Below are 24,770 nucleotides of genomic sequence, written 5' to 3' on the forward strand. Positions count from 1 at the left end.
TGATGCCGAGATCCCCCAGAGATTAACGGTTCGTTACCGCGCGCAGCGGGCGCGCGAAGCATCGCTCGTCGTGCGATCAACTGCGCGCGCATGGCTGTCAGCGCTTCTGCAGGATCACGTGATAGTCGCCGCGGCGGACGTCGGTGCCGCGCGGCAGCACGGCGTTCAGCACCGCGGCGCCGGCATCGACCAGGGCCGCAAACAGCGGCTTGCGCCGGCGCATCTCGGGATAGCGCGGACTTTCGACCTCACGACGATAGATCATCTCGAGGCCGTTGGCGGCCGCGAATGCTTCGAGCCGTGGCAGTGTCACCAGCGGATGGAAGAACGTCGGGAACGGCGGCTCGCCGGGCAGGCCGGCGTCCTTGATGCCGCGGACGTGCCGGTAGAACCAGACGTGAAACCAGTGCGGCGAATATTTGGTGACGACTCCGGACAGCGAGCGCGGATTGGGCGCGCCGATCAGGATCATCCCGCCGCGCTTGAGCGCGTCGCGGAAGTTCAGGAGCGCGGCGTCGACGTTCGGCAGATGCTCGATCACGTTGTAGCAGATCACGAGATCGAAGGTCTCGCGGCCGAAGCGGTAGGTCTGGACGTCGCCGAGGATCGCCTCGTCCGCGTAGGTGTTGTTGCGGACCTGGTCCTCGTCGATGTCGACGACGGTGACTTTGCTGCGGCTCAGCAATTCCGGCGGCAGAACGCTGCACGAGCCGCCGCCGGCTTCATAGATGGCGAGCCGGTCCTGCGGCAGCTCGCGGCACAGCACCTCATGGACCACGAGCAGGCTGTCGCGGGCTTCGCCGGGGACGAGATCATGAAGCGCCTGGGTATATGTGGCGGCCGCAGGGATTGGGATCGCCGTAGCTGTTGCGAAATCGATCGTGGCTGGCTTGTTCATATTTTCTGACCGCGCTTGTTCTATTCAAATTTACAGGAAAAAACGCGCTTGCCCGAAGAGCAAATCCGGTGCCGCGCCGTCTCACCGGTCGCAGTGCTTACGGCCGGGTTAATGCGCATGCGCATTAACTACGGCATTGTCCATGTTGGGGGCTCGTCGGTGCATGGACCGCCAATTGCAGTGTCGCGCCCGGTCGATTTGGCGGCGATGTGCCGCTCGGCGGCCGTCCATTTTGGGACGCATCTGTCCCGCGGCGATGTGTCGTCGCGGGGCGCGTGATCGAAGCAGGGCTTTTTCAACATATCTCGGACATCTAGAACGTCATGACATTGATCCCGACAGACCTGTCCGCCACGCGCATCTCGGATGCCGTGCGCGATCCCAACCGGGAGATCGTAGCGAGCTCTGCGGTCATCGACCTGTCGGTCGGCATCGTCGTCTGCATTCCCTGCTTCCGCCGTCCGCAGCACCTGCGGCTCACGCTGGAATCGCTGGCGAACCAGCGCACCCCGCGTTCCTTTGCCGTCGTCATGGTCGAGAACGATGCCGCGCGGCGCGAAAGCGCGCCGGTTGCCGCAGAGTTTCTGGCCGCGGGCAGGCTCCAGGGCGTTTGCCTCATCGAGAAGCGGCAGGGGAACTGCCAGGCGATCAATGCTGCATTTGAGACGGCGCAGCGGCTGTTTCCCGCCGCGACCCGTTTCCTGATGATCGACGACGACGAGATCGCATCAAGCGACTGGCTCGAACTGATGGTCCGCACCGCGGAGGCGACCGGTGCCGACGTGGTCGGCGGGCCGGTGCTGCCGGTCTTCGACGACGACAGCAAGCCCTGGCTTTCGCGTCATCCAGCCTTCTGTCCCGCCTACGATTACAGCGGTGCGGTGCCGCTGATTTACGGCTGCGGCAATTGCCTGATCACGCGTGCCGCCTTCGAACGGTTCGATCGTCCCGCGTTCGACCTGCGCTTCAATTTTCTCGGCGGCGGCGATTGTGATTTCTTCGTGCGGTGCTGTGACGCCGGCATGCTATTCCACTGGACGGCGGAGGCCGTCATCACCGAGACCGTGCCGCACAACCGCACCAGCCTCGGCTGGATCGCAAAGCGCGGCCTACGCATCGGTGCGATCAATTATCGTGTGCAGTACAAGGCCGCGCGAAGCGCAGCGGCGCGGGCGCGGGTATTTGCGCAGATGCTTGGACGGCTACCGCTGTCGCTGGTTCGCGCCGCAGCCTTGTTGACGTCGTCGAAGGCCGTCGTCGCGATGCATCCGGTGATGGTTGCGCTTGGTGCCGCCCTGGCGGCCTTCGGCCTCGAGCCGACGCCTTATGAGGCCTCGAAGATCGTGTCTTGATGCGGCGGACTAGATGCCGAAACGGGCGAGGGCGACCCGGATCGCGGAGCGTGGCAGCGATTTGAGCGACCGCCGGCCGATCATCGCGAGATAAGCGAGCGCTTGGCGATACCTGCCGAAGCGGACTGCCTGCATTGCCGAGTAGGTGACGAGATGGATCTCGGCGGCGAGGCGCAGCCCGGCTGTCATGCGCTCGGGCAATCTCGACAGGATCAGCCCGTCGTCGAACACCCGCGCGATGGCTGGGAAGAAGTCCTTTGGCGTCCGGACCGCAGCGTTCATGGTGTTGGCGGTGTGCAGACGATAATCGAGCAGCAGCTCCGGTGCGAACTCGAACTCGCCGATCGCAGCGAGGCGGCACCAGCAATGCCAGTCCTCGCAATATTTGAGGGACGTATCGAAGCCGCCGATGGCACGGAAAGCTTCGGCGCGTGCGAGCGCTATGCCGCCATTGACGATGAAATTGCCGGCGGCGAGCCGGGTCAGCACGTCTCCGGACGGCTTCCGACGCCCCTTCAGCAGGCTGCGCCGGCCGATCTGGCGGCCTTCGCTGTCGATCGTGTTGTAGTCACCATAGACGAGAACGGCGCGCGGCGCGCCGCGCGCTGCAGCGAGCAGTGCCGCCACAGCGCCCGGGCGCAGGCGGTCGTCGGCATCGAGGAAGAGCAGCCACTCGCCGTTCGCATGCCGGGCGCCGAGATTGCGCGCCGCCGAGACACCCGCGGAATCGTTATGGATGAAGCGCAACCGCGAGTCACGCACGCGGCGGACGATCGCAACGGTTTCGTCGGTCGAGCCGTCGTCCACGACGATCACCTCGGTCACCTCGCGTTGCGCCAGTGCGCTGGCGAGAGTTTCGCCGACATAGGCTGCGGCGTTCTTGGCGGGAATGACGACGGACACCGACGAGGTCGAGCTCGACGGCAGCGGCTGGCGTACCGCCGGAACGAGGCGTGCGGTGGCCGGCAAATCGAGAACGTCTTCGGCGGTGATCTGAGCCACGGCTCGCCTTTAAGAGTCTGTTAACCAGGGCGCATCTGTCGAATGGATGATGCGATCGATCGCAACATGAGCAGGCCAGCGGATGATACCCGCATTGCAGTTAAATCATTGCCGCGGAGCCGCGCGGGCTGCGAGTTTCGTAGAATAGCGTTAAGCCGCTGGCATTAAGCCTGTGGCAGATTTCGAAGAGTGCGGCAGCCGGTCCCATGCGAGAATGCGCATCGGACTGCCGCGGATGGATCCAGTGCCCGCAAAGACATTCGAACACGACCCCGATGCGATGATCCTGAACCTCTTTTACGAGGACAAGGACGACCGCTGGTTTCCCGGCGACCGGCATCTGCGGCGCATCGCCCGCCGGCTGCTGCTCGGCGAGCCGCGCATGAGCGGCCAGCTGCGCGTGTTCCTCAATCTCTGTGCGGGGCTCGACCGGCTCGGCATCCGCTACCGCGTCAACGATTACGGCCATATCGCCAAGCATCCCGATGAGCTCGCCTGCATCGTCGGCCGCACCTTCCTGCTCGACAAGTTCGCGTGGAAGAACCCGATCCTGCTCGGCGTTGCCGCCCACAACCATCCGCTCGACGACCCCGATTTGTTCAAGCGTCTGCCGGTGAAGAAGGTCGTGGTGCCCGGTCCCTGGTACGTCGATATGTATCGGCCGCATTGGCCCGATACCGAAGCCTGGCCTGTCGGTATCGACACGGATCTCTGGGCGCCGTCGGCTCAAGCGCAAAAGACCGTCGATGTGCTGATCTACGACAAGGTTCACTGGGACCGCGAGCGCTATGCGCCGGAGATGATCGAGCCCGTTCGCGCCCGACTCATCAAGGAAGGTCGCTCGTTCACGGAGCTGCGCTATGGCAGCTACAAGGAAGAAGATTATCGAGCCGCGCTGGCGGTCTCGCGCGCGATGATCTTTCTGTGCCAGAGCGAGAGCCAGGGCATCGCCTATCAGCAGGCCTTGGCTTGCGGCGTGCCGGTGTTTGCCTGGGATCCGGGCGGGCCGTGGCGCGACCCCGATTATTATCCGCACCGGGTGAGGTTCGCGCCGGTATCGTCGGTGCCGTATTGGGACGAACGCTGCGGTGCCAAGTTCACCGACATCGCGGGGTTCGAGGCGGGTTGGGACAATTTCTGGGCCGGATGCGCCGCGGGCGAGTTCGATCCGCGCGGTTACATCCTGGACAATCTCACGCTGGAGCAACGGGCGCTGCAATATTATCAGATCGCGCGGAGCATCGTGCGGCCGACAGCGGTGCCGCAGACCTCCGGCAGGGCCGTTGATGGACGCTCAGAAGGGTTGAGCCAGGACGCGGAGCTTCATCGGCGTCACCAAATGTCTTGAGCCATGGACCACAGCGCCACTGACATGATCGACGTCGAGGCCCGATCGTTGGGCCATGTCCTGCGGGACGGCCTCGCGGGGCTCGATGCCATGCAGGCGGCGCGCTGCCTCGTCGCGGTCGGGGCACTGCTGCTGGTGCTGGTGACGCTCGATCCGTTCCCGGACCTGCGCAATCCCGACGTCACCACCATCGTCGGCGGACGAATGGCGTTGACCTACATCTCCTGGGGCTTCCTGGCTGCGGTCGCAATGCTGTGCGTCGCCGCCTCGGATGCGCCCGCGCTGAAGAGCCTGCTGACGCCGCTTCATCTCTGCCTCCTGGGCTGGCTGGCGATCAACATCGTCTTCTCCGAGAGCCGCGGCGTTTCGATCCAGCGATTCGTGCTCGCCGCCAGCGTGACGTCGCTCGCCGTTGTGTTGCCATTGCTGCCGCCGACGCAGCGCAGCTTCAACCTTTGCCTGGGTGCCGCCGCGCTCGTGCTGCTCGTGCTCTGCTATCTCGGTGTCTTCCTCGCGCCGCAATATTCGATCCACACGGCCATCGACGTCACCGAACCGCAGCTTGCCGGCGACTGGCGCGGCAGCTTTGGTCACAAGAACATTGCCTCGGCCGTGATGACCATCCTGGTCTATGTCGGCATCTACCTGTCCGCCGCGGGCTCGTTCGTGATGGGGCCCGCGATCGCCGTGCTGGCCGGTACCTTCCTGATCTTCACCGGCGGCAAGACGTCGTCGGTGCTGTGCCTCGCGATCTACGCTCTCGCCTCGCTGGTCTATGTCACGCCAGGCCTGTGGCTGAAGCGGATGATCTGCTTCGTGCCGCTGGTTGCGATGAACCTGTTGACCGTCGGCAGTGTCCTCAGCCCGGCGCTCGGGGCGATGACGCGGCTGCTTCCGCTCGATCCCACCTTCACCGGCCGTTCCGCGATCTGGGAGTTCGCGCTCGCGGCGCTCGCCGAGAAGCCGATCATCGGTCACGGCTATGCGGCCTTCTGGGACGACGTGAGTGCGAGGGCGACCGCCCAAGGCGCCGAATGGGCGACGTCCGCGGCGCACAGCCACAACAGCTACCTCGATCTCGCGGTCACCATCGGCTTGCCGGGATTGGTGCTCGTGATCCTCGTCTTCGTGCTCGCGCCGCTCGGCAATTTCCAGACGGCCCAGGCTCGCAGCCGCAGTGGCGCACTGGCCAAGCTGTTCCTGACCGTGTGGCTGTTCGGCCTGTATTACGGCGCCACCGAGACCTTCCTGCTCGAACGGCAGAATCCGATCTGGTTCATGTTCGCGCTAGCCGTGGCGGGCCTGCACTTCCTGGCGAGGTTCCAATGCGTCGAGCAGATCGAGCCGAAGCCTTGACAGCTTGTCGCAGCCAGGCCGTCTCGAGTGGCATTGGCTTAACGATGAGCAGCGACGCTGCTTGTGGCCTGCAACAAACATAATCTATCTGGAAACATTCAGTAAGCGTATGCGCAGCGGATGACGTTTCTCAGCGTCGAGCAATTAGACGGCCAGGTGTCCAGCACGTCGGGAATCGCAGTCGGTTTCCTGCGTGACTGGCGGCACGCGGCCTCGCGCCTGAACGCCGGGCACCGCACCGCGTTCCAGCATGTCGACTGGCTCGGCGCCTGGTACGAGGCGTTTCGCGACGTCGCTCCGCTGATCGCCGTGATCTCTGATGCTGCCACTGGCAAGGATATCGCGATCGTGCCGATGATCAGCCATATCAGGCGCGGCATCCGCATCGTCGAGTTCGCGGACCTCGGCGTCTCCGACAACAACGCACCGATCCTGGCGCTCGATGCCGCGTTGGACGCGGGGGCGACGGATGCGATCACCAAGGCGCTGATCGGCGCGTTGCGCGCGCTGCCCGACCGTTTGGATCTGCTCCGCCTGAAGAAGATGCCGGCTGAGGTCAGCGGCAAGCCGAACCCGCTGGTGTCGCTCGGCCGGATCGGATCCTCCTCGCTCAATGGCAATCTCGTGCTGATGGGCGATGACTATCGCGACTACCAGGCCTCGATCAAGCGCCTGCAGATGCCGCGCTGCTGGCGGGTGTTCAGCCGCCATGCCGGCGCGCGGTTCGAGATCGCCGCGGATGTCGCGCGTGCGCATGAGCTGCTGGACGTGATGGATCTCCAGCAGCAGGCACGCATGCGAAAGCTCGGCTCGCCGTTCGTTCTCAACGACGAGACCCATGCGAGATTCTATCGCGAGGTCGCCCGCCAGGGTCTTGCGGAAGGTTATGCCATCATTTCGGCGCTGGTGTGCGACGAGGGCGTCGTCGCCACCGCGCTCGGCGTCAAGCATGGCGCGACCTATGTCCTGCTGCGCATCAGTCACGCCGGCGATTCATGGTCGAGCTGCTCGCCGGGTCTGCTCGTCACCGAGCGCACCATGGCGGCGCTGCATGCGCAAGGCCTGCGCCGTTTCGACCTCAGCATCGGCAATCAGGACTACAAGCGGCGCCTCGGCGCCGAGAGGGTGCCGCTGACCGATGTCAGCGTCGCGCTGTCCTGGCGCGGTCTGCCCTACGCCTGGCGCGATCATGCCGCGCAGGGCCTGCGCCGTTATCCGAGGCTCGCCTCCCTCGCGGCGAGGGCGATGGGCAAGGGAGCGCGATAACGCGGCGGAGAGACGTCATCTCGAAAGGCCCGCACGAAAGGCATCCAGCAATGCGCGGCCCTGCGGCCAGTCGCCGAGCCTGCTCGACGCGTTGATGTGGCCGAGTGCGCCCAGCACGATCGAGCCGGATTCCCAAACGCGTGCCCGTCGCTGCGTCATCTCGAGCCCGCCATAGGGATCATCCGTGCTGGCGATGATGAGCGAAGGAAAGCGCAGCGGACGGTCGGGCACCGGCTTGAACGCGGCGGCTTCGTTGGGAAAATTGGCACCACCTGGATCGGGCACGGCGACCAGGAATGCGCCCGCGATCGCGGACGGGAAGCGCGCGGCCCAGTGTGCCACCAGCAGGCAGGCGAGACTGTGTGCGACCAGGACGGGCGGCCTCGCGCAGTGGCTGACCGCCCGCTCCAGGGATTGCTCCCAGTCACCGAGGTCCGGCTGGTCCCAGCTCGCTGGCTGAAATCGCGTGAAGCGCGCATCAGCCCGCTCCCAGAGCGTCTGCCAATGGGTATCTCCGGAGCCGCCGAGGCCGGGCAAGGTGATGATGTCGTGCATGATCGTCCCGTGCTATCTGAGGTGAGATCGCAGTGTGGCCGGTTCGGGTCCTGAGTCACATGGCAAGTCATCGGCGGAATCGATCATCTGCCGATGATCTCAAGGCGGAATGGAGAATTCGGTTGGATCGCTTCGGGAGCATTGACGCGAAAGACTTGAAGATCCTGGAGGCGCTGCAAGCCAATGCGCGCGTGCCGCTGTCCGAGCTTGGTCGGTCCGTCGGATTGTCCCAGCCGGCAATTTCCGAGCGGGTCAAGCGGCTCGAGGAAGCCGGGATCATCGAAGGCTACGGTGCCCGGATCAATCCGCGCGCGCTCGGGCTCGGCCTGATGGCGCTGGTCCGCCTGCGCACCACGCATGAGCACATCAAGACCTGTCTGAAGAGGTTCGGCGAGATTCCGCACATCATCGAGGTCCATCGCGTGACGGGTGATGATTGCTTCGTGCTGAAGGTGCTCGTTCCGGCGCCGGAAGATCTGGAGACGATCGTGGACCGCATTGCCGGCTTCGGCGCCGTCACGACCTCGCTGGTGCTGCGGAGCGAGCCGGTGCGGCCGATCGGCAAAGACCTCGTCAGGAAGAAGATCGAACGCAGTTGAAGCGTGACCGGCGACGATCGACGCGTCACGGCGCCGTCACAAAGCCCGCGATTGCGCCGAGCTTCCGATTAACGCGCGAGTTGTGTTATCGTCGTCTCCGTTTTCCGGAGGTGACATGGAAGATCGTTCGGCAAAATATCGCGCATTCTACGCGCAGTTGATCTGCGCTGCGGCAAGGGCCGTGGATCCCCGTATCGAGCAGGCCTTTCGGACCGTTAGGCGCGAGCCTTTCGTCGGGCCCGGGCCGTGGTCGATTTCCTTCGGCGGTCACCCCTATGTCGTGACGCCCGACGACGATCCTGCCTTCATCTACCAGAACGCGCTGTTGGCGCTGGACCCGGCGCGCGGTCTCAACATCGGAATGCCCGGTGCGCACGCCTTCTGGCTCAGCGGCTGCGCCGTGAGGGAAGACGAGACTGTGATCCAGATCGGTGCGGGCAGCGGCTATTACACCGCGATCCTCGCGCATCTCGTCGGACCCGGCGGCCGCGTTCACGCCTATGAGATCGACGAACGTCTGGCGGGACTCGCGCGCGACAATCTCAAGGATGTTGCTCATGTCGACGTGTGCGACCGTTCGGGCGTCGCGTCCGATCTGCCGGCCGCGGATGTGATCTATGTCTGCGCAGGCGCGGCGCAGCCGGCCGCGGAATGGCTCGAGGCGCTGCGGCCCGGCGGGCGGCTGGTGTTTCCGCTCGCGCCGGAAGGCGTGCTCGGCGGCATGCTGATGATCACGCGCCCGGACAATGGCGTGATCTGGCCGGCGAAATTCCTCGGCCGGGCCCAATTCATCGGCTGCGCGGGATTGCAGGATGCGGATGCCGGCCGGCGCCTGGCCGAGGCATTCGCGAGAGGATGGGAGAACGTGCAATCGTTGCGGAGAGAGGGCGATCCGGACGAGACGTGCTGGTTCGCCGGTGAGGGCTGGTGGCTGTCGACGGCACCGGCGCCTGTTGCTACGGACCCAATCAGGCCCCACGCCGACATCACGCAGGCCTAGCGGATCACGAGTTCGTGCAGCCTGCACAGTGAAATCGCCCGCGCGAGGCGCGGAACAGGCTGCGGCAATACCAGCGCCGCGCCAGCGCCTGTGCTGGCTTGCGGATCATCTGCGCGATCAACAAGAGTTCGAAAGCCATTCGGATCGTTCTTGGTCAAATATTCGAGCCACAGATGGGGCGGCATTCCCGAATGAGAATGCCGCCCGGGTCGCATCAGCAATGCAGCTCAGCCGTGCAGCTCAGCCATGAAGTTTCCTGGCGGTCTCCGCGATCTGGCGGCCCTGATAGCGTGCGCCGGCGAGCTCGTTGGCGCTGGGCTGGCGGCTGCCGTCACCGCCGGTGATCGTGGTGGCGCCGTAGGGGGCGCCGCCCGTGACCTCGTCGAGCTTCATCTGGCCGGCAAAGCCGTAGTTCATGCCGACCACCACCATGCCGAAATGCAGCAAGTTGGTGATGATCGAGAACAGCGTGGTCTCCTGGCCGCCGTGCTGGGTCGCACTGGAGGTGAAGGCGCCGCCGACCTTGCCGTGCAGTGCGCCCTTGGCCCAGAGCCCGCCGGCCTGATCCAAAAAGTTCGCCATCTGCGAGGCCATGCGGCCGAAGCGGGTGCCGGTGCCGACGATGATCGCGTCGTAACCCGCGAGGTCCTCGATCCTGGCGACCGGCGCGGCCTGGTCGAGCTTGTAATGCGAGGCTTTCGCGACCTCGGCCGGCACCAGCTCGGGCACGCGCTTGATGTCGACGGTGACGCCGGCCTCGCGCGCGCCTTCGGCGACGGCATTGGCCATCGCCTCGATGTGGCCATAGGCGGAATAATAGAGGACGAGAACTTTGGTCATGGGTGGTCTCCGCAGGGATTGGGTGAGGTGATTGGGTGAGGTGATTGGTTGCTTGATCGTCACGCCGCGTCGACGAGCACGAGCTCGGAATCTTCCAGCGCCGTGATCTTGAGCCTGGCCTCGTCGCGGATCGCGGCGCCGTCGCGGGCATTGACGCGGACGCCGTTGATCTCGACTGAGCCCGCCGCCGGCACGAGGTAGAGATGCCGCGATGTCTGCGGCTCGTACTCCGCGCTCTCGCCCGCCTTCAGCGTGGTGGCGAGCACCCGCGCGTCGGCGCGGATCGGCAGCGCATCCGTATCGTCCTCGAAGCCGCTCGCAATGGTGACGAGCTTGCTGGAGCGGTCTGCCTTCGGGAAAGGCTTCGAGCCCCAGGTCGGCTGGCCGCCGCGCATCGTCGGCTCGATCCAGATCTGGAAGATCCGCGTCCTGGTCGGCTCGAGATTGTACTCGGAGTGGCGGATGCCGCTGCCGGCGCTCATCACCTGCACGTCGCCCGCCTCGGTGCGTCCTTGGTTGCCGAGGCTGTCCTGATGGGTGATGGCACCCTCGCGCACATAGGTGATGATTTCCATGTTGGCGTGGGGATGGGCGGGAAAGCCGGTGTTGGGCGCGATCTCGTCGTCGTTCCAAACCCGCAAGGCCCCGTGGCCCATGTTGTTCGGGTCATAATGGCTGGCGAAGGAGAAGTGATGCTTGGCCTTGAGCCAGCCGTGATCGGCGCCGCCGAGCTTTGCGAAAGGTCTGAGTTCGATCATCTGTGCAATTCCTTGATTGTCGGATTGACCTCTTGGATAAGCCTCCGTCTGTGGTATAAAAATAGAAACTGTTGAAACACATTGTTTCCTTAAATATCCCGATTGGACCAAGGCCCATGGCAAAACTTCCCGATTTCGAGGCGCTCGCGATTTTCGCAAAAGTCGTGGAATTACGGTCGTTTGCGGGGGCCGCGAGCGAGCTCGTCACGTCCAAGGCCACGGTGTCCAAGGCGGTCACGCGGCTGGAGGAGCGGCTCGGCGCCCGGCTGTTCAACCGCACCTCGCGCCGGCTCGCGCTGACCGATGCGGGCCACAAGCTGGCCGAACGCGCGACGCGCCTGCTGGCCGACGGCGAGGCGGCCGAGAACGAGGCGCTGGCGCAGTCGGTGGCGCCGCGCGGCCTGGTGCGGCTCGCCGTGCCCATGACGTTCGGCATCAAGGCGGTGGCGCCGCTGCTGCCGGAATTTTTCGAGACCTATCCGGAGGTCTCGGTCGACCTGCACTTGAGCGATGCGACCGTCGACCTGATCGGCGAGGGTTTTGACATGGCGGTGCGGATCGCGCGGCTGGCGGACTCATCGCTGATCGCGCGGCGGCTCTTCACCATGCCGCGCTTCACAGTCGCCGCGCCGTCCTATCTCAAGCAATATGGCCGGCCGACGCATCCGATGCATCTGGCCGGGCACAAATGCTTCAGCTACGCCTATCTCTCCACGCCCAACGTCTGGCACTACACCAATTCGGCCGGCGAGCAGGCCAGCGTGCGACCGGGCGGTCAGCTTCGCGTCAACAACGGCGAAGCCGTGATGCCGGCGCTGATCGCGGGCCTCGGCATCGCCGAGCTGCCGGAATTCATCGTCGGTGAGGCGATCTCCTCAGGGCAGGTCGAGGTCATCCTGAAGGATTGGAAGCAGGCCGAAGGCGCCGTGCATCTGGTGACGCCGCCCGGCGGCCCGCGCCCCGCGCGCGTGGAAGCGCTCGGCGATTTTCTCGCGGCGAAGCTGCCGGGGATGTGCAAGCGGCGGCCGAAGAAGGGTGTGAGAGTGTCGTGATTTTGGTCGGTGGGCACGGCGCGCGAAGAGCGCGCCTTTGCCCACCCTACGGAATCTCGCTAGTCTATCCCAAACGCAGCTATCGTAGGGTGGGCAAAGCGAAGCGTGCCCACGTCTTTGCCCGAGGGGATCGCAAGTGTCTCGATATCGGCGCGCACGAGGCAGCACGTTCTTCTTCACAGTCGTGCTCGCCGATCGTTCAAGCACTTTGCTCGTGGATCATGTTGATCGCCTGAGGCGAATTTGTCGGACTGTCCAGCAACGCCGCCCGTTCGAAACGGTCGCGATCTGTATCCTGCCCGACCATCTCCATGCCATTTGGTCGCTTCCGGACCACGACGTCAATTTTTCGTCGCGGTGGAATTTGATCAAAGGCGGCTTTTCGCGCGGCATAGAACCGCAGGAACGCTCGGCAAGCAAGCTGCTCAAGCGTGAAAAGGGAATTTGGCAACGTCGCTATTGGGAGCACGCCATTCGCGATGACGCGGACCTGGAGCGACATGTTGATTACATTCATTTCAATCCGGTGAAGCACGGCCTCGTCAAGCGCGTGCGCGATTGGTCTTTCGGCCAGGGTATCCTTCCCCTGGATTGGGGAGGGGATATGCGGGACGTCTCGGGCCAGTTTGGCGAATGATGGTGGGCACGGCGCGCGAAGAGCGCGCCTTTGCCCACCCTACGGAATCTCGCTGTCGTGGTCCGCTCACCCGATTGTTGTCGTCCCGGACAAGCGCGCCCCAAGCGCGCGCCGATCCGGGACCCATAGCCACAGGCAGGTGTGGCTACGGGGACTCGGAGTGACCTGCTTCGGGCAACAAGAACGTCCTGTGGTTATGGATCCCGGATCTGCGCTGACGCTTGTCCGGGATGACCGCTCGTAGGGTGCCCACCATCTCGCTACGACACCTTCACGCCATCGATCGAGACGATGCGTAGGCTCGGCTTCAGCGTCCCCTCCAATTGCGTCTTCAATTCGTGAACGCGAGGATCCTTCGACCGCGCCGCACACACGACATATTGATGGACGGATTGCGCCAGTGCGCGCCGCGCTTCCGGCGTTCGCGTCAATTCGGGCGTTGAAAGCCGCAACACGATCGCTGCGAGATTCACCAGCATCTCGTCCAGGGCGACGTCGATGGTCCCAAGATTGCGCATCACCTACTCCCTGGGAGGGCAACGGCGGCTCCGCGTCGGCGTTCCTGACCACTCTGGACATGGCTAACGCTTGGTAAACGACTTGTCCCTGCCGGTCGCCACGTTAGGCTGGCGAAACAGTCGGCAATTGCGGCGCGCAGCGCATCGCGAGCTTCCCCGACGTGCCGACATTCCAGGAGCTCGGCTACAAGGATGTCGAGATGTACATCTGGGCCGGGCTGTTTGCACAGAGTTCTCTTCCTGCGCCGATCGTGACCCGCCTGCGCGAGGCGATGGCGCAGGTGATGACGAGTCCTGACGTCCTCAAGGCGTTCGCGACCTCGGGCAGTCTCGTCGCCTATCAGGACGCGCCGGCCTTCGCCCAGTTCATCGCCGCCGACAGCGCGCGTCTGATCGCGGCGCTGCAGAAGATCGGCAAGTTGGAGTAGGTTCCGGCCCTGCCTTCACGTTTTGTTGTTGGTTCAGAACCTGCCCGCGTCTCATTGTTTGATGAGAATTCGAGCGGCTCGGGAAGGAATTGAAAGATGCGAACAGAGCGGATTGCGCTGGGTATGGCGCTTGCGATTGGAGGCATCGTCGCCCACAGCGCTGCCTCCGCCCAGGAATATCGCGGGACCATGGAACAGCAGATGGCCTGCACGCCGGATGTGTGGCGACTGTGCAGCGACCAGATTCCGGATGTGAACCGTATCGTGGCCTGCTTGCAACAGAACACGCCACAGCTATCGAGCGGGTGTCGCGCGGTGTTCCAGTCGAACAACCAGGCGCAGCCGCCGCAGCCGGTGCCGCGCAATCGCCTCACGCCCCAGCCGCGCTACAACACCGCGCCGCCGGCCCCGCCGCGGCCTTATCCTTATGACGAGGATGACTAGTCTCGCTCAGGGCCGATGCTCGCACACATCGACCCATTCGGCGGCGACCAGCTCGGCCAGCCGGTCGGGCGCAATGCGCACGGCGCTGTGGGTCGAGCCCGCGGCGGGCACCACCACGTCGAATGCCTTCAGCGAGACGTCGCAGTAGATCGGCAGCGGCGATTTCAGCCCGAACGGACAGACGCCGCCGACCTCGTGCCCGGTGATGTCGGCGACTTCCTCCAGGCCCAGCATCTTGGGCTTGCCGCCGAACTGCGCCTTCACCTTCTTGTTGTCCATGCGCGAGGTGCCGGCGGCGACGATCAGGATCACGCGCTCGCCGATCCGCAACGACAGCGTCTTGGCGATCCGTCCCGGCTCGACGCCATAGGCTTCGGCCGCCAGCGCCACGGTCGCGGAGCTGATCGGGGATTCGATGACGGAGATGTCGGGGGCTTTCTCGGCGAAGAAGGCGCGAACGGATTCCAGGCTCATTCCGGGCAGCTCATTCCAATCTCACGGGCGGGCGGCGACCTCTTAAGCGATTCTCGGCAGCTCGGAGAGTGCGCGGATACGATGATCCGGCGCAAAGCCGAGCTCGTCCATCTGGGTGCGGATCGCCCTAAACATGGTGAGCGGTGCCACGAGTTCGTTCTCGACGCAAGCCAGCGCCATCGCTTCGGGCGTCACCCGCTCGATCCAGGCAACCTTCAATCCGAACGATTTTGCCCCGGCGGCGTCCCAGGGATTGGAGGAGACGAACAGAACCTCATCCGGCCCGGTGCCGAGCACCTCGCCGATCAGCTCATAAGCCTGCGGGCTCGGCTTGAAGATCTTCTTCGCATCGACGCTGATGGTGGCATCGAGCAGGGTATCGAGGCCGGAATTGCGCACCAGCGCGTTGAGCATGTCCGGGCTGCCATTGGAGAGGATGGCGAGCTTGCGCGGCCTCAAGGCTGCAAGCGAGCTTGTTGCATCCGGATAGAGATCGAGATGCAGATACTTTTCGATCACGCGCTCGAATGCGCCGCTGTCATAGGCGAGCCCGAGCACGCGCAGCGTATAAGCGAGTGAATCGCGCGTGATCGTGTCAAAATCCTGGTAGCGCTGCATCAGCGAGCGCAGCCAGGTGTATTCGAGCTGCTTGATGCGCCAGACCTGCGTGATGATCTCGCCATAGCCCGGAAATGCATCCTCGGTGACGTCAGCGACCGACTGGATGTCGTAGAGCGTCCCGTAGGCATCGAAGACGACGGCTTTGATGCTCATGGGCTGTCCTTCCAGGCCGTTGTGGTCGCGAGAACTCCGATTGGGGAGTGCGCATCATCGTCAGCTTACCAAGGCCCAGCCGAAGTTTGCCACTGCAAGTGTGATCGGCGGCTTGTGACCCGATCCAGACTTTAGGCGATGCTCTGAAACTACGTTCCTGACCCCGTATGACCATCAGGAGGACCACCAAATTGGTCCCAGTTGTCGCTGTTATTTCTGTCGGGCCTCACCTTGGTACCCTGCCGAAAGGCAAAGGCGATAAATCCCACAATCGCGAAGAGGGCAAGCAGAGGCAAAAGCCAACTTGGCATGATCTAATCCGCTATCTCGAATCCCCTTCAGTTGGGGCCGTCTGAATGTATCACGGTCAAAGAGGAGACGTCGCCAATTGGCCCGTTCGAGACATCCAGCGATATCCGCTCTGTGGCCGCTATCGGGGGAAAGCAGAAGTCCCCCGGCGCGCGCAATTTTGGGCGCAGACTGGCACGGCTATCCAGTTGCCGCGGGTCGGTTACCGGCTTCTCGCACGAGCGTTCGTGCGCCATCGCTCGGGGAGGCTCTGCGGCGAGGCGGCCGGTTTCCACTGCAGGGACACGACCCAGTTGTCGAAGACCGTGTTGAAGCTCCCGGACTGGTACGAGAAGTTCTCGCCCGCCGGCCAAAAGTCGCCGGCATCGGCTGCGTAGGTAAAGAGCGTCCAGGTATGGGGCTTCTCCCAGAACGCGTTGCCGCCGTCCGGGTCCCCGTCGAGGGCGCTGAAGTCGAGGAAGAGCCAGAGAGGTGCATTCTTGGTGCCGAGGTTCGTATCCGGCGAGTTGAACTGCAACGCGTTCCAGTAGATCCCAGGTCCGGCTCCGGGATCAGCATCGTCTACGAGCTTTTGCAGCCGCCAATAGAAGCTCGCGTCGCCGGTCATAGTGGTTTCGCCGGTGAACGTGATCAGGCCAGCCTGCGGGCCTGACTGGATGATGCCGCTAATGGAGGTGGTCCCGCTGATTGTTCCGCTCCCTTGTAGTATGCCGCCGGGAGCAGGCGAATCGGTGCCGGTCGCTGCAATGGTGACCGGGCCCGAGACCGTCCCGCCGTTCATGAACAGTGTGCCCCACTCGTCGACAACAACCGCGCCGGTCACCGTGCCGGCGACCTCCAGCGTCGCCGCGTAGGATACCAGCACCTCGCCGGCACCCGTTGCTGATCCACCGGTACCGCCGGCAATCAGCGTACCCCCATTGACCCTGATCAGACCGGAAAGCGTGCCGCTGCTGTCTGCACTCAGGGTCAGCGTGCCGGGACCGAAGATCGTCAGGCCCGCCGATCCCTCGATGGCGGCTGCGATCTGCGAACTACCGCCGGTAGCATTGGTGTAGATCAGGCCTTCTGCCGCGCCGAACGAAAGGCTCGCAGTAGCGATGCTGCCGCCATTCATGATGAGGCCCGCGGCGTCGCCGCTCGCCTGGCTTCCGACCAGAATGCTCGCATCGCCGCCCGTAATCGCCCCGCCGTTCACTTCGAGCGCCGCCACCTGCGGCACACCGCCGCTCTCGACCGCCTGGCTGTCGACGACCTCGTAGACGGCATCGGCCGGAACGTCGTTGATGCTGACATCCGTCGACGACACGGTCGCCGCGCTCGCGAAGCCCTCGGAGGGCGAATAGGTCAGGAACTTGCCCGAGCTGGCCGCGTCGTCATCCTCTCCGAGAATGTAGGGAGCGACGATCCCGTTCGTGACGATGGGCAGGTTTGCTCCCGTTCCTGCCACGAACACCTGTTGCGTCAGCCCAAGCTGGGCCATGCCGCCGCCCGGCACGATGACAAGAGTTCCGCCGGAGTTGCGGACAATGTTCGTCAGGGTACCGTCGTCATTGCCCCCGATTACGACGCGATAGTTGCCGCTTCCGGAGAGCTGCAAGCCGCCTCCCGTGGAGCCGATGACGAACGTCGCCAGAGATCCCGAGGCGATCTGCACATCGACCGTCGCGCCGTCCGAACGAAGCTCGAGTATTCCGCCGTTCGTCACCGTCACCCTGAAGCTGCCAAATGGCGTGCCGGATGTCCGGGTACTTGCCAGCGTCCCAGCGCCTACGGTGTTGTATCCTATCAGCTGGTTCGTGTTGGTGAGCAGGAGCGTGCCTTCGCCGTATTTTTGGAGGCCGCCCAGCCCGGAGATCGGCGCGACGACGGTCAGCGTGCCGCCGTTCGTGTTGATGACCTTAGGCTGGTTGATCGTCCAAGTGCTGGGTTCATATCCGGATGTCGAGGGCAGCGCCGACGGCGAGATCGCCCAAGCTTGCCCCTGCCAGAGCACGGCGTAGACGCCCCACCCGGTGAGCGCGTCGGTGACGACCTGGCTGTAGTCTTCGGAGGGTAGCGGCAGATTTTCCAGCGTCCATCCGCTGGGCATCTGCGCGATCTGGACGGTCTGCGGATTGCTGGACGGGAGGTTGGGTACGTTCTCGAACGAGGCGGGGAAAGCGTTGTTGATGGTGATCGTGCCGCCCGTCAGGTTCACCGTGAGCGGCGCGAGGACATGGCCGCCGTTATTTTCCATGTATCCCTTCGTCGTCTGGGAAACGGAATACCAGCCAACCGCGAAATTGGCCAAGACGATCGTCTGCGGACTCTCGGACACGTTCGGGGCCAATTGATCGGCGAGCCACGCGAGGTCCGGATTAGAAGTGCTCGTCAAATTATAGAGATCAGGCCCGATTCCGCAGGCCGACAGATAGTCGGCCATCCCGCTCGTCATGCCGTCCACGAAGCTGCCGCTCTCGCTCGACGTCTGCATCAAGCCCGCGACCACCCTTTCCAGGTTGATCGCCACGGGGTCGTCCTCGCCGTTGTAGACCACAGGAGCAACCTGCGTGAAGCCGTTTGCCGACAGCCAGTAAAGGCCCATGACCATCGACGTCGGGCCGCAATAGGCTTCACCGTCCCCCGGCAGGCTCTGCCCGAAGGGCCCGAAATCGGTCTGGATGATCGAAGGCGTGCTCTTGATGGGGTCTTTCCACATTGGGCTGGTCCACTCCTGTCCGACAAGGCCACGGTACGCGCTTGAGCCGCAGGTTAATGTCCCGTTAATTGCGGGACGCAACTTGTGGATACTTTAGTTAGTCGATGCTGTCTAAGAGTGTAGAGCGGAATCTTGAAAGTACGCAAGCTGGGTCTCCAGCTTGGCCGGCAGGGACGGCTTAGGAGTTCAAGCGCGGGCCGCCGAGCGGCAGCATGTTCATCGTGAGTGGCGCATATCTGCCACCAGCGGCGATGTCCTGCGGCAGGGCCTGATAACAGGTGGCGTCGCGGCCGGTCCGCGTAACGCGAACGTCTACTTCTGAGGCGTGCTGCGAATCCTGGAAGTGGCACCTTTGAGATATGGCGACCGGCTCTGAAGATGTCCGTTCATTGGGGTAGACCGGAAGTACCCGACTTACTGCTAAAACGGCGCCTTTGACCCGAAGGAGACGTCTCGGGGGTCGATTGTGTCTGTAGTCATACTGTTCGGGGCAGGAATACAACCGACGGCTCGATCTCGATAAGGAACTCGTCCCTGGCGAGGCTCGTTACTCCGATCCAAGTTGTGCACGGTGGATTGTCACCAAATACAGCCTTGAGCGCGCGAGATATGGCGTCACCTTGGTGCAGGTGGGTTTGCCTAATATAAATCCGTAGCGATCCCACATCATCAAGTCTGGCACCAACGGAAGCTAGGGCCGCGCTGAGATTTTCCAAACTCTTTTCTAACTGGCGTCCAATGTCGCCAGTCCCGACGATGTTTCCATTCGAATCCCACGCGACTTGACCGGAGATGTGTATCGCGTGCCCTAAGGGCGTGGAAGTAACGGCCACCTGAGCAAAACCGAATTTCCGACTGTCAAAAAGCTCGGTTGGAATTTTCATAGACCGGGTCATTACAACTCCCTAGTTGGGTCAGATCACGGCGTTGTAGCCGACGATTCTAACCAACGCTTGCTCAGGGAGCACTTCCGTTTATGGCCGAGCCGGACTCGAGGCGAGTTGCGCCAACGCGCCGCAATCGGCGACGAAGCAGACCTCGGACGAAGAGCCGCGCAAGCTAGACGGTCGGCTGACGTTCTCGCCGCGTCCAGGTGGCCCGCTCGGCGAAGACCCGGCTGACCTCCGCCATGTGCTCGGTGCCCCACGTGCAGAGCGGCACGAGAGCTTGGGCGAGGCTCTGGCCCAAAGGCGTGAGGCTATAGTCCACCCGCGGCGGCACCTCCTTGTAGTCGGTCCGCTTCACGAGCCCATCGGCCTCCAGCTCCTTCAACTGCTGGATCAGCACCTTGTCGCTGACGTCGCGTATGGCGCGCCGGAGCTCGCCGTAGCGGGTCGGTCCGTCCTGGGCGACGAAGTACAGGATCAGCGGCTTCCACTTGCCCGAGACGACCCGCAAGGTCGCATCCAGGCCGCAAGTGAAGCCGGGCAGATTCGGCGTGCAACTCTGGACGGATCGTGGGGCCTGCGCCGGCGGAGAGATTGGGTCTGAACGATCTGACGACATTTTTGGGTACTTACCAAAAGGTGCATACTTGCCGATAGGTGGGTACGCCGCCAGCTCAGTGCAACCTCAATGAAGGAGCACATCATGAGCAGACTACAAGGCAAGACGGCAGTGGTGACCGGCGGCGGCACCGGCATCGGATTTGGCGCGGCGAAACGGTTCGTCGACGAAGGCGCATTCGTCTATCTCTTCGGGCGACGACAGGAGCCGCTCGATGCCGCCGTTGCGCAGCTGGGGTCTTCGGCGCGCGCGGTCAGGGGGTCGGTCACCGACTTGTCCGACCTCGACCGCCTGTACGCGACCGTGAAAGCCGAACGCGGCAACGTCGACGTCCTGTTTGCCAATGCCGGCACCGGATCGTTTGCGCCGCTCGGCGAGATCACGGTCGAGCATTACGATCAGATCTTCGACGTCAATGTGAAGGGACTGGTGTTCACGGTGCAGAAGGCCCTGCCGCTAATGAAGAAGGGGTCGTCGATCATCCTCACCGGTTCGAGCACGGGGGTGATGGGGACGCCGCAATTCAGTATCTACAGCGCGACCAAGGCCGCGATCCGCAATCTGGCGCGCAGCTGGGCGCAGGACCTGCGCGGCACCGGCATCCGCGTCAACGTGCTGTCGCCGGGGCCGACCAAGACGGAGCTGGCGCTGGAGGTCGTGGGCGAGCAAGCATTTGATGCACTCGGCAGCGCGACGCCGATCGGGCGTGTGGGCGATCCCTCCGAGACGGGAGCGGTGGCTGCGTTCCTGGCGTCCGCGGACAGCAGCTACATGACCGGCGGCGAGGTCTTCGTCGATGGAGGCCTGGCGCAGGTCTGACGTCTTCGCCTGAACGTGAGGGCTTCGATCAACGGGATCGAAGCCCTCAATGTGCAGCAATGATGTGGACCCGACTAAATCCCCAGCAGTTTTCGCGCGTTCGCCTTCAGCACCTTCGGCCGGATCTCGTCGCGGATGTCGATCTTGGCAAAGTCCGACAGCCAGCGGTCCGGCGTGATCACCGGCCAGTCCGAGCCGAACAGCATCTTGTCCTGCAGAATCGAGTTGATGTAGCGCACCAGGACCGGCGGGAAGTACTTCGGCGACCAGCCGGAGAGGTCGATATAGACGTTCGGCTTGTGGGTCGCGACCGACAGCGCCTCTTCCTGCCAGGGGAAGGAGGGGTGGGCGAGGATGATCTTGAGGTCGGGGAAATCGGCCGCGACGTCGTCCATGTACATCGGGTTGGAGTATTTCAGCCGCATGCCCATGCCGCCGGGCATGCCGGAGCCGACGCCGGTCTGGCCGGTGTGAAACAGCGCGATCGCGCCGCCATTGTTGATCTCTTCATAGAGCGGATAGGCCATGCGGTCGTTGGCGTAGAAGCCCTGCATGGTCGGGTGGAATTTGAAGCCGCGCACGCCGTATTCCTCGATCAGCTTGCGTGCTTCGCGTGCGCCTAACTTGCCCTTGTGCGGATCGATCGAGACGAAGGGGATGAGGACGTCGAGATGGTCGGAGGCGACCTCCAGCATCTCGTAATTGTTGTAGCGGCGGAAGCCGGTCTCGCGCTCGGCATCGACAGGGAAGATCACCGCGGCGATGTTCTTGGAGCGGTAATAGGCCGCAGTCTCCGGCACGGTCGGCGGATGCTTGTTCGGCGACTTGAAATACTCGGCCATCTGCGCCTGGAAATCGTCATAGCCGTCGTCGGGGTGGCAGCCGCAGGGCTCCTCGGCATGGGTGTGGATGTCGATGGCGACGACATCGTCGATATTCGGCAGCTTCAGCTTCGGCATTGGTGTCCTCCCGACCGGTTGTCAAATTGATTATAGGATATAACGAATTTGGCAAGGCGTCGTCGAAAGGTCCTTGGGATCGTGGCGATAAAATCGGGCCGATCCGGCCGTTCCTACTGTGCATGGGGTTGTTTTCACGAATTTGCTGGCCCGGCGCGGGGCGGTTAACATTGACATCACCTCCCCCCATGCCTTAAGAACCGCCCCGTCCCGGGCGGCTGGTCCGCCGGCGGGAAAGATCTCATTTTGCCACATTCGCGCGTGCCGAAACGGTAGTGCCGAACACGGCCTTTCGAACGTTCAGGATTCTGCCATGAAGGTCCGTAACTCGCTGAAATCGCTGCGCGGTCGCCATCGCGCCAACCGCCTGGTCCGCCGCAAGGGCCGGGTCTATGTGATCAACAAGGTGCAGCGCCGCTTCAAGGCTCGCCAGGGCTGATCTGAGCGGCTGATCACGCCCTGCCGGGCGCCTTCGCGCGCCCCGCAAGACCACGGTCTCACACCAGTTTGACGCCGCCTTTGCTTTGCAAGGGCGGCTTTGCGCGTTTAGACTTCCACCATGGCAGTCAGATTCCACCTCGCGCGTATCTTGTGTCTGGCCCTTGTGCTGGGAACCGCCGGCTTGGCTCCGGCCCTGGCCCAGCAGGTTGAGCCACCCGGCAAGCAGAAGAAGCTGCCGGAAGCGCCGGCCAAGCTGCCCAAGGTCGATCGCAGCAAGAATCTGGATTTCCTGTTCGGCGCGCTGAAGGCGGCCCCCGATGAGGCCAGCGCCAAGCATGTCGAGGCGCGGATCTGGGCGATCTGGCTCCAGACCCCGAGCGATACCGCGGCGCTTCTGATGTCACGCGCCAAGACCGCGGTCGACGCGAAGAAGATCGACGTCGCGATCAAGCTGCTGGATTCGATCATCAAGCTCAGGCCCGATTACATCGAGGCCTGGAACCGGCGTGCGACGCTCTACTACATGCAGAACGACTATGGCCGCTCGCTCGCGGACATCCAGCAAGTGTTGATCCGCGAGCCCCGCCACTTCGGCGCGCTCGCCGGCCTCGGCATGATCATGCAGGAGGTCGGCAACGAGAAGCGCGCGCTCGATGCCTACCGCAAGGCGCTCGCCCTCAATCCGCACCTCGAAAAGATCCCCGATCAGGTCAAGGCGCTGACCGAGAAGGTCGAAGGCCGCGACATCTAGCTCTAACTCGATCATTTCTTGAGCGGTCGCGGCCGGCCCGGATTAACCACGATCCGAAGCGGGCGTCGCGAGGACTATTGCGGAGCCTGTTGCAGGCCTACCTGCATGGCAGGAGCGGAAGCCATGAAGTGTTTGGTGGTCGCAGCTTTATTGCTGCTCGCGTCGGGGACGGTGAGCTTCGCCGACGGACTGTTCTGGGTGGTCGGCAACCGCGCCACCGGCAAATGCGATATCGTGACCAGCAATCCGGTCATCATCGGCGACGTCTGGTTCGGCGACGGTCCCTACAAGTCCAGGGCCGATGCCAAGCTTGCCCGTTCGACGATCCGCGTCTGTCCCCCGGTCACGCCCGAAGAGGAAAAGGAGGAGGACGGGACGAACTAGCCTGCGCGCCAAGCATGATCCGGAAAAGTGTGCAGCGGTTTTCCGACAAGATCATGCTCAGGAGAGAGCCTAAAGTGCGATCGATCGCACTTTAGTGCAGGACGCTGCTGCCGCGCTCGACGAGGTCGCGGTCGGCGGCTGCGGCGTAAGCCTTTGCAAGCTCGGTCTCGAGATGCTCGTTGATCAGGAGCAGCGCCCGCACGGCACCGCGCAGGTCGCCATTGCAGCTCGCGACGATTTCGTCGATCGCAGTGTCGTTCGATCTGAAGCTCATTGAAAATTCTCCGGTTCAAACCAGGACAAATCCTGCCGGTCTTTCCCGCATTGCCCGAACTTGCGAGAGGATCGGTGCCCACCCGCGTCTAGATGGCGGAACCGACCATGGCGATTATATGGAAGCCGCGATGACGACCGCATGAAGCTGTGCGGGGCTTGCGTGCGCTCTCGGATCGGTATTGATTCCATTGAGCTTTTTTGTTCTGAAATTGTGCACATATCCACAGCCCCGGCATTTTCGGTGGAAGCGCAGGAAGCCGGCGGCGAAACTGCCGCCAATCAGACCCGTAACTGCCCAGTGCCCAGGATCACCCGGATTCTCCCCATGATCGTGATGTCAGTCGTGACGGCGCTGGTGCTGCTGGCGCTGGTCACCCAGGCGGGAATCGTCGCCGTGCAACGTGCCTTTCCACCGCAGGGCCGGATGATCGAGGTCGATGGCGCGACGCTTCATGTCGTCGATATCGGCCCACGCGATTCGGGGCCTCCGATCGTGATGCTGCACGGCGCGAGCTCCAATCTCGAAGCGATGCGCCGGCCGCTCGGTGACATCCTAGCCGGGGACCGTCGCGTGATTCTGATCGACCGGCCCGGCCATGGCTGGAGCACGCGCGGGCGGCGGCAAGATTCGACGCCGCAGATCCAGGCGCGGATGATCGACGAGGCGCTTCATGAGCTCGGGATCGATCGTGCGGTCTTCGTGGTGCATTCCTGGAGCGGCGCCCTCGGCGCGCGGATCGCGCTCGATCACCCGCACCGCGTCGCCGGTCTCGTGATGCTCGCCCCCGTCACGCATCCCTGGCGCGGCGGTGTCGGCCACTACAACGAGATCATCGCAACGCCCGTGATCGGTCCGCTGCTCGCCTATACCATCACGCTGCCGCTCGGCTATGTCCTCGCTGAATCCGGCGCGCGCAACGTGTTCCTGCCGCAGACGATGCCGGATGGTTTCGTGCAGGACTCGGCGACGCCGCTCTTGCTGCGCCCGCGCGAGTTCATCGCCAATGCCTATGATCTGGTGACGCTGAAAGAGTCGGTCGCCGCGCAAGTCGCGCGCTATGGCGAGATCACGGCGCCGGTCACGATCATCGCCGGCGAGCCCGACAAGACGGTGAGAACCAGCATCCACGCGCGACCGTTCGCCGCGGCGGTGTCGAATGCAAAGCTGATCGTGCTGCCCGATCTCGGCCACATGGTGCAGAACGCGGTGCCGGATCTCGTGAAGGCGGAGATCGAGGCGATGATCGGGAGGATTGTCCCGGCGCAAGCGGCCGCCGATTAAGGCGTTTTCGAGCGAGGTGGATACCGGCTCGCGTGGAGAAG

At 63.6% G+C, this 24,770-nt stretch carries 28 protein-coding genes and 1 pseudogene; 15 read left to right on the forward strand and 14 right to left on the reverse strand.

Annotation, left to right across the window (positions count from 1 at the left end; genetic code table 11):
* Nucleotides 1-97 precede the first annotated feature (97 nt).
* On the reverse strand, nt 98-898 hold the full coding sequence (locus JQ566_RS18230; protein WP_212374152.1) for a class I SAM-dependent methyltransferase: 801 nt from the start codon (nt 896-898) through the stop codon (nt 98-100).
* A 323-nt stretch (nt 899-1,221) separates the two neighbouring features.
* On the opposite strand from JQ566_RS18230, the gene JQ566_RS18235 reads away from it, so the two are divergent.
* Entirely contained in the window at nt 1,222-2,250 is a 1,029-nt protein-coding gene (locus tag JQ566_RS18235; protein WP_212374153.1) for a glycosyltransferase family 2 protein, read from the forward strand.
* 9 nt (nt 2,251-2,259) lie between these two features.
* Here the strand turns inward: JQ566_RS18235 and JQ566_RS18240 are convergent, their stop codons facing one another.
* Nucleotides 2,260-3,252, reverse strand: coding sequence for a glycosyltransferase (locus JQ566_RS18240; RefSeq protein WP_212374155.1), 993 nt, complete (start codon nt 3,250-3,252; stop codon nt 2,260-2,262).
* Nucleotides 3,253-3,496: 244 nt separating this feature from the next.
* Here JQ566_RS18240 and JQ566_RS18245 point away from each other — a divergent pair, with 244 nt between their 5' ends.
* From JQ566_RS18245 to JQ566_RS18255, 3 genes are all read left to right on the forward strand, one after another.
* A complete protein-coding gene (locus JQ566_RS18245) occupies nt 3,497-4,600 on the forward strand; it encodes a glycosyltransferase (RefSeq protein ID WP_212374157.1) in 1,104 nt (367 codons plus the stop codon).
* A 3-nt stretch (nt 4,601-4,603) separates the two neighbouring features.
* Nucleotides 4,604-5,956: an O-antigen ligase family protein gene (locus tag JQ566_RS18250; protein ID WP_212374159.1), complete on the forward strand. Its 1,353-nt coding sequence runs from the start codon at nt 4,604-4,606 to the stop codon at nt 5,954-5,956.
* Nucleotides 5,957-6,076: 120 nt separating this feature from the next.
* Nucleotides 6,077-7,222, forward strand: a complete 1,146-nt coding sequence (locus tag JQ566_RS18255; protein ID WP_212374160.1) for a GNAT family N-acetyltransferase — start codon at nt 6,077-6,079, stop codon at nt 7,220-7,222.
* Nucleotides 7,223-7,237: 15 nt separating this feature from the next.
* On the opposite strand, the gene JQ566_RS18260 is transcribed toward JQ566_RS18255, so the two are convergent.
* Entirely contained in the window at nt 7,238-7,777 is a 540-nt protein-coding gene (locus JQ566_RS18260) for an RBBP9/YdeN family alpha/beta hydrolase (protein ID WP_212374162.1), read from the reverse strand.
* Nucleotides 7,778-7,899: 122 nt separating this feature from the next.
* Between JQ566_RS18260 and JQ566_RS18265 the strand changes: the two genes are divergently transcribed.
* Nucleotides 7,900-8,376, forward strand: a complete 477-nt coding sequence (locus tag JQ566_RS18265) for an Lrp/AsnC family transcriptional regulator (protein WP_212374164.1) — start codon at nt 7,900-7,902, stop codon at nt 8,374-8,376.
* Between the two features lie 115 nt (nt 8,377-8,491).
* Nucleotides 8,492-9,376 (forward strand): protein-L-isoaspartate O-methyltransferase family protein, encoded by an 885-nt coding sequence (locus JQ566_RS18270; RefSeq protein WP_212374165.1) that lies wholly within the window; start codon nt 8,492-8,494, stop codon nt 9,374-9,376.
* Nucleotides 9,377-9,380: 4 nt separating this feature from the next.
* Here JQ566_RS18270 and JQ566_RS34875 read toward each other — a convergent pair whose 3' ends face one another.
* The 3 genes from JQ566_RS34875 to JQ566_RS18280 form a co-directional block, all read right to left on the reverse strand.
* Nucleotides 9,381-9,515 carry a hypothetical protein gene (locus tag JQ566_RS34875; protein ID WP_283814358.1) on the reverse strand — a complete coding sequence of 45 codons (135 nt, stop codon included), beginning with the start codon at nt 9,513-9,515 and terminating at the stop codon, nt 9,381-9,383.
* A 101-nt stretch (nt 9,516-9,616) separates the two neighbouring features.
* Nucleotides 9,617-10,216 carry an NAD(P)H:quinone oxidoreductase gene (wrbA, locus tag JQ566_RS18275; RefSeq protein ID WP_212374167.1) on the reverse strand — a complete coding sequence of 200 codons (600 nt, stop codon included), beginning with the start codon at nt 10,214-10,216 and terminating at the stop codon, nt 9,617-9,619.
* A gap of 59 nt (nt 10,217-10,275) precedes the next feature.
* Nucleotides 10,276-10,974 carry a pirin family protein gene (locus JQ566_RS18280; RefSeq protein ID WP_212374169.1) on the reverse strand — a complete coding sequence of 233 codons (699 nt, stop codon included), beginning with the start codon at nt 10,972-10,974 and terminating at the stop codon, nt 10,276-10,278.
* Nucleotides 10,975-11,090: 116 nt separating this feature from the next.
* Between JQ566_RS18280 and JQ566_RS18285 the strand changes: the two genes are divergently transcribed.
* The gene (locus JQ566_RS18285; protein ID WP_212374171.1) at nt 11,091-12,026 is read left to right on the forward strand and encodes a LysR family transcriptional regulator; all 936 of its coding nucleotides are present in this window, start codon (nt 11,091-11,093) and stop codon (nt 12,024-12,026) included.
* A gap of 136 nt (nt 12,027-12,162) precedes the next feature.
* The gene (locus tag JQ566_RS18290; RefSeq protein WP_212374173.1) at nt 12,163-12,663 is read left to right on the forward strand and encodes an REP-associated tyrosine transposase; all 501 of its coding nucleotides are present in this window, start codon (nt 12,163-12,165) and stop codon (nt 12,661-12,663) included.
* Between the two features lie 260 nt (nt 12,664-12,923).
* Here JQ566_RS18290 and JQ566_RS18295 read toward each other — a convergent pair whose 3' ends face one another.
* Nucleotides 12,924-13,181 carry a hypothetical protein gene (locus tag JQ566_RS18295; protein WP_212374175.1) on the reverse strand — a complete coding sequence of 86 codons (258 nt, stop codon included), beginning with the start codon at nt 13,179-13,181 and terminating at the stop codon, nt 12,924-12,926.
* 119 nt (nt 13,182-13,300) lie between these two features.
* On the opposite strand from JQ566_RS18295, the pseudogene JQ566_RS18300 reads away from it, so the two are divergent.
* Nucleotides 13,301-13,609, forward strand: a pseudogene (locus JQ566_RS18300) (tripartite tricarboxylate transporter substrate-binding protein); the annotation flags it as partial.
* A 96-nt stretch (nt 13,610-13,705) separates the two neighbouring features.
* Nucleotides 13,706-14,053: a hypothetical protein gene (locus JQ566_RS18305; protein WP_212374176.1), complete on the forward strand. Its 348-nt coding sequence runs from the start codon at nt 13,706-13,708 to the stop codon at nt 14,051-14,053.
* A gap of 6 nt (nt 14,054-14,059) precedes the next feature.
* On the opposite strand, the gene JQ566_RS18310 is transcribed toward JQ566_RS18305, so the two are convergent.
* The 5 genes from JQ566_RS18310 to JQ566_RS18330 form a co-directional block, all read right to left on the reverse strand.
* The gene (locus tag JQ566_RS18310) at nt 14,060-14,527 is read right to left on the reverse strand and encodes a YbaK/EbsC family protein (protein ID WP_212374178.1); all 468 of its coding nucleotides are present in this window, start codon (nt 14,525-14,527) and stop codon (nt 14,060-14,062) included.
* 42 nt (nt 14,528-14,569) lie between these two features.
* Entirely contained in the window at nt 14,570-15,301 is a 732-nt protein-coding gene (locus JQ566_RS18315) for a haloacid dehalogenase type II (protein ID WP_212374180.1), read from the reverse strand.
* Nucleotides 15,302-15,812: 511 nt separating this feature from the next.
* Nucleotides 15,813-18,311: an autotransporter outer membrane beta-barrel domain-containing protein gene (locus tag JQ566_RS18320; RefSeq protein ID WP_212374182.1), complete on the reverse strand. Its 2,499-nt coding sequence runs from the start codon at nt 18,309-18,311 to the stop codon at nt 15,813-15,815.
* Nucleotides 18,312-18,787: 476 nt separating this feature from the next.
* Complete coding sequence (locus JQ566_RS18325; RefSeq protein WP_249139554.1) at nt 18,788-19,195, reverse strand: RidA family protein; 408 nt, start codon at nt 19,193-19,195, stop codon at nt 18,788-18,790.
* 175 nt (nt 19,196-19,370) lie between these two features.
* A complete protein-coding gene (locus JQ566_RS18330; RefSeq protein ID WP_212374599.1) occupies nt 19,371-19,742 on the reverse strand; it encodes a winged helix-turn-helix transcriptional regulator in 372 nt (123 codons plus the stop codon).
* 159 nt (nt 19,743-19,901) lie between these two features.
* Between JQ566_RS18330 and JQ566_RS18335 the strand changes: the two genes are divergently transcribed.
* Nucleotides 19,902-20,636: an SDR family NAD(P)-dependent oxidoreductase gene (locus JQ566_RS18335; RefSeq protein ID WP_212374186.1), complete on the forward strand. Its 735-nt coding sequence runs from the start codon at nt 19,902-19,904 to the stop codon at nt 20,634-20,636.
* A 74-nt stretch (nt 20,637-20,710) separates the two neighbouring features.
* Here JQ566_RS18335 and JQ566_RS18340 read toward each other — a convergent pair whose 3' ends face one another.
* Complete coding sequence (locus tag JQ566_RS18340; RefSeq protein ID WP_212374188.1) at nt 20,711-21,595, reverse strand: amidohydrolase family protein; 885 nt, start codon at nt 21,593-21,595, stop codon at nt 20,711-20,713.
* A gap of 313 nt (nt 21,596-21,908) precedes the next feature.
* On the opposite strand from JQ566_RS18340, the gene ykgO reads away from it, so the two are divergent.
* From ykgO to JQ566_RS18355, 3 genes are all read left to right on the forward strand, one after another.
* Nucleotides 21,909-22,034, forward strand: a complete 126-nt coding sequence (gene ykgO, locus JQ566_RS18345) for a type B 50S ribosomal protein L36 (protein ID WP_006611362.1) — start codon at nt 21,909-21,911, stop codon at nt 22,032-22,034.
* A 120-nt stretch (nt 22,035-22,154) separates the two neighbouring features.
* Nucleotides 22,155-22,787 (forward strand): tetratricopeptide repeat protein, encoded by a 633-nt coding sequence (locus tag JQ566_RS18350; RefSeq protein WP_212374190.1) that lies wholly within the window; start codon nt 22,155-22,157, stop codon nt 22,785-22,787.
* 123 nt (nt 22,788-22,910) lie between these two features.
* Complete coding sequence (locus tag JQ566_RS18355; protein WP_212374192.1) at nt 22,911-23,171, forward strand: hypothetical protein; 261 nt, start codon at nt 22,911-22,913, stop codon at nt 23,169-23,171.
* 91 nt (nt 23,172-23,262) lie between these two features.
* Here JQ566_RS18355 and JQ566_RS18360 read toward each other — a convergent pair whose 3' ends face one another.
* Nucleotides 23,263-23,445 (reverse strand): hypothetical protein, encoded by a 183-nt coding sequence (locus JQ566_RS18360; protein WP_212374194.1) that lies wholly within the window; start codon nt 23,443-23,445, stop codon nt 23,263-23,265.
* A 327-nt stretch (nt 23,446-23,772) separates the two neighbouring features.
* Between JQ566_RS18360 and JQ566_RS18365 the strand changes: the two genes are divergently transcribed.
* Nucleotides 23,773-24,729, forward strand: a complete 957-nt coding sequence (locus JQ566_RS18365; RefSeq protein ID WP_212374196.1) for an alpha/beta fold hydrolase — start codon at nt 23,773-23,775, stop codon at nt 24,727-24,729.
* Nucleotides 24,730-24,770 lie beyond the last annotated feature (41 nt).

It is taken from the genome of Bradyrhizobium sp. SZCCT0231 (genome assembly GCF_018130245.1).
In the GTDB taxonomy this organism is placed as follows: domain Bacteria; phylum Pseudomonadota; class Alphaproteobacteria; order Rhizobiales; family Xanthobacteraceae; genus Bradyrhizobium; species Bradyrhizobium japonicum_F.

Bases quoted from the DNA above. Each gene is read 5' to 3' on its own strand.
- JQ566_RS18305 (WP_212374176.1), top strand. From the start codon at position 13,706: ATGCGAACAGAGCGGATTGCGCTGGGTATGGCGCTTGCGATTGGAGGC.
- JQ566_RS18335 (WP_212374186.1), top strand. From the start codon at position 19,902: ATGAGCAGACTACAAGGCAAGACGGCAGTGGTGACCGGCGGCGGCACC.
- JQ566_RS18315 (WP_212374180.1), bottom strand. From the start codon at position 15,301: ATGAGCATCAAAGCCGTCGTCTTCGATGCCTACGGGACGCTCTACGAC.
- JQ566_RS34875 (WP_283814358.1), bottom strand. From the start codon at position 9,515: ATGGCTTTCGAACTCTTGTTGATCGCGCAGATGATCCGCAAGCCAGCA.
- JQ566_RS18360 (WP_212374194.1), bottom strand. From the start codon at position 23,445: ATGAGCTTCAGATCGAACGACACTGCGATCGACGAAATCGTCGCGAGC.
- JQ566_RS18310 (WP_212374178.1), bottom strand. From the start codon at position 14,527: ATGAGCCTGGAATCCGTTCGCGCCTTCTTCGCCGAGAAAGCCCCCGAC.
- JQ566_RS18285 (WP_212374171.1), top strand. From the start codon at position 11,091: ATGGCAAAACTTCCCGATTTCGAGGCGCTCGCGATTTTCGCAAAAGTC.
- JQ566_RS18250 (WP_212374159.1), top strand. From the start codon at position 4,604: ATGGACCACAGCGCCACTGACATGATCGACGTCGAGGCCCGATCGTTG.
- JQ566_RS18235 (WP_212374153.1), top strand. From the start codon at position 1,222: ATGACATTGATCCCGACAGACCTGTCCGCCACGCGCATCTCGGATGCC.
- JQ566_RS18260 (WP_212374162.1), bottom strand. From the start codon at position 7,777: ATGCACGACATCATCACCTTGCCCGGCCTCGGCGGCTCCGGAGATACC.
- wrbA (WP_212374167.1), bottom strand. From the start codon at position 10,216: ATGACCAAAGTTCTCGTCCTCTATTATTCCGCCTATGGCCACATCGAG.
- JQ566_RS18355 (WP_212374192.1), top strand. From the start codon at position 22,911: ATGAAGTGTTTGGTGGTCGCAGCTTTATTGCTGCTCGCGTCGGGGACG.
- JQ566_RS18350 (WP_212374190.1), top strand. From the start codon at position 22,155: ATGGCAGTCAGATTCCACCTCGCGCGTATCTTGTGTCTGGCCCTTGTG.
- JQ566_RS18295 (WP_212374175.1), bottom strand. From the start codon at position 13,181: ATGCGCAATCTTGGGACCATCGACGTCGCCCTGGACGAGATGCTGGTG.
- JQ566_RS18270 (WP_212374165.1), top strand. From the start codon at position 8,492: ATGGAAGATCGTTCGGCAAAATATCGCGCATTCTACGCGCAGTTGATC.
- JQ566_RS18255 (WP_212374160.1), top strand. From the start codon at position 6,077: ATGACGTTTCTCAGCGTCGAGCAATTAGACGGCCAGGTGTCCAGCACG.
- JQ566_RS18340 (WP_212374188.1), bottom strand. From the start codon at position 21,595: ATGCCGAAGCTGAAGCTGCCGAATATCGACGATGTCGTCGCCATCGAC.
- JQ566_RS18320 (WP_212374182.1), bottom strand. From the start codon at position 18,311: ATGTGGAAAGACCCCATCAAGAGCACGCCTTCGATCATCCAGACCGAT.
- JQ566_RS18280 (WP_212374169.1), bottom strand. From the start codon at position 10,974: ATGATCGAACTCAGACCTTTCGCAAAGCTCGGCGGCGCCGATCACGGC.
- JQ566_RS18365 (WP_212374196.1), top strand. From the start codon at position 23,773: ATGATCGTGATGTCAGTCGTGACGGCGCTGGTGCTGCTGGCGCTGGTC.
- JQ566_RS18325 (WP_249139554.1), bottom strand. From the start codon at position 19,195: ATGAAAATTCCAACCGAGCTTTTTGACAGTCGGAAATTCGGTTTTGCT.
- ykgO (WP_006611362.1), top strand. From the start codon at position 21,909: ATGAAGGTCCGTAACTCGCTGAAATCGCTGCGCGGTCGCCATCGCGCC.
- JQ566_RS18230 (WP_212374152.1), bottom strand. From the start codon at position 898: ATGAACAAGCCAGCCACGATCGATTTCGCAACAGCTACGGCGATCCCA.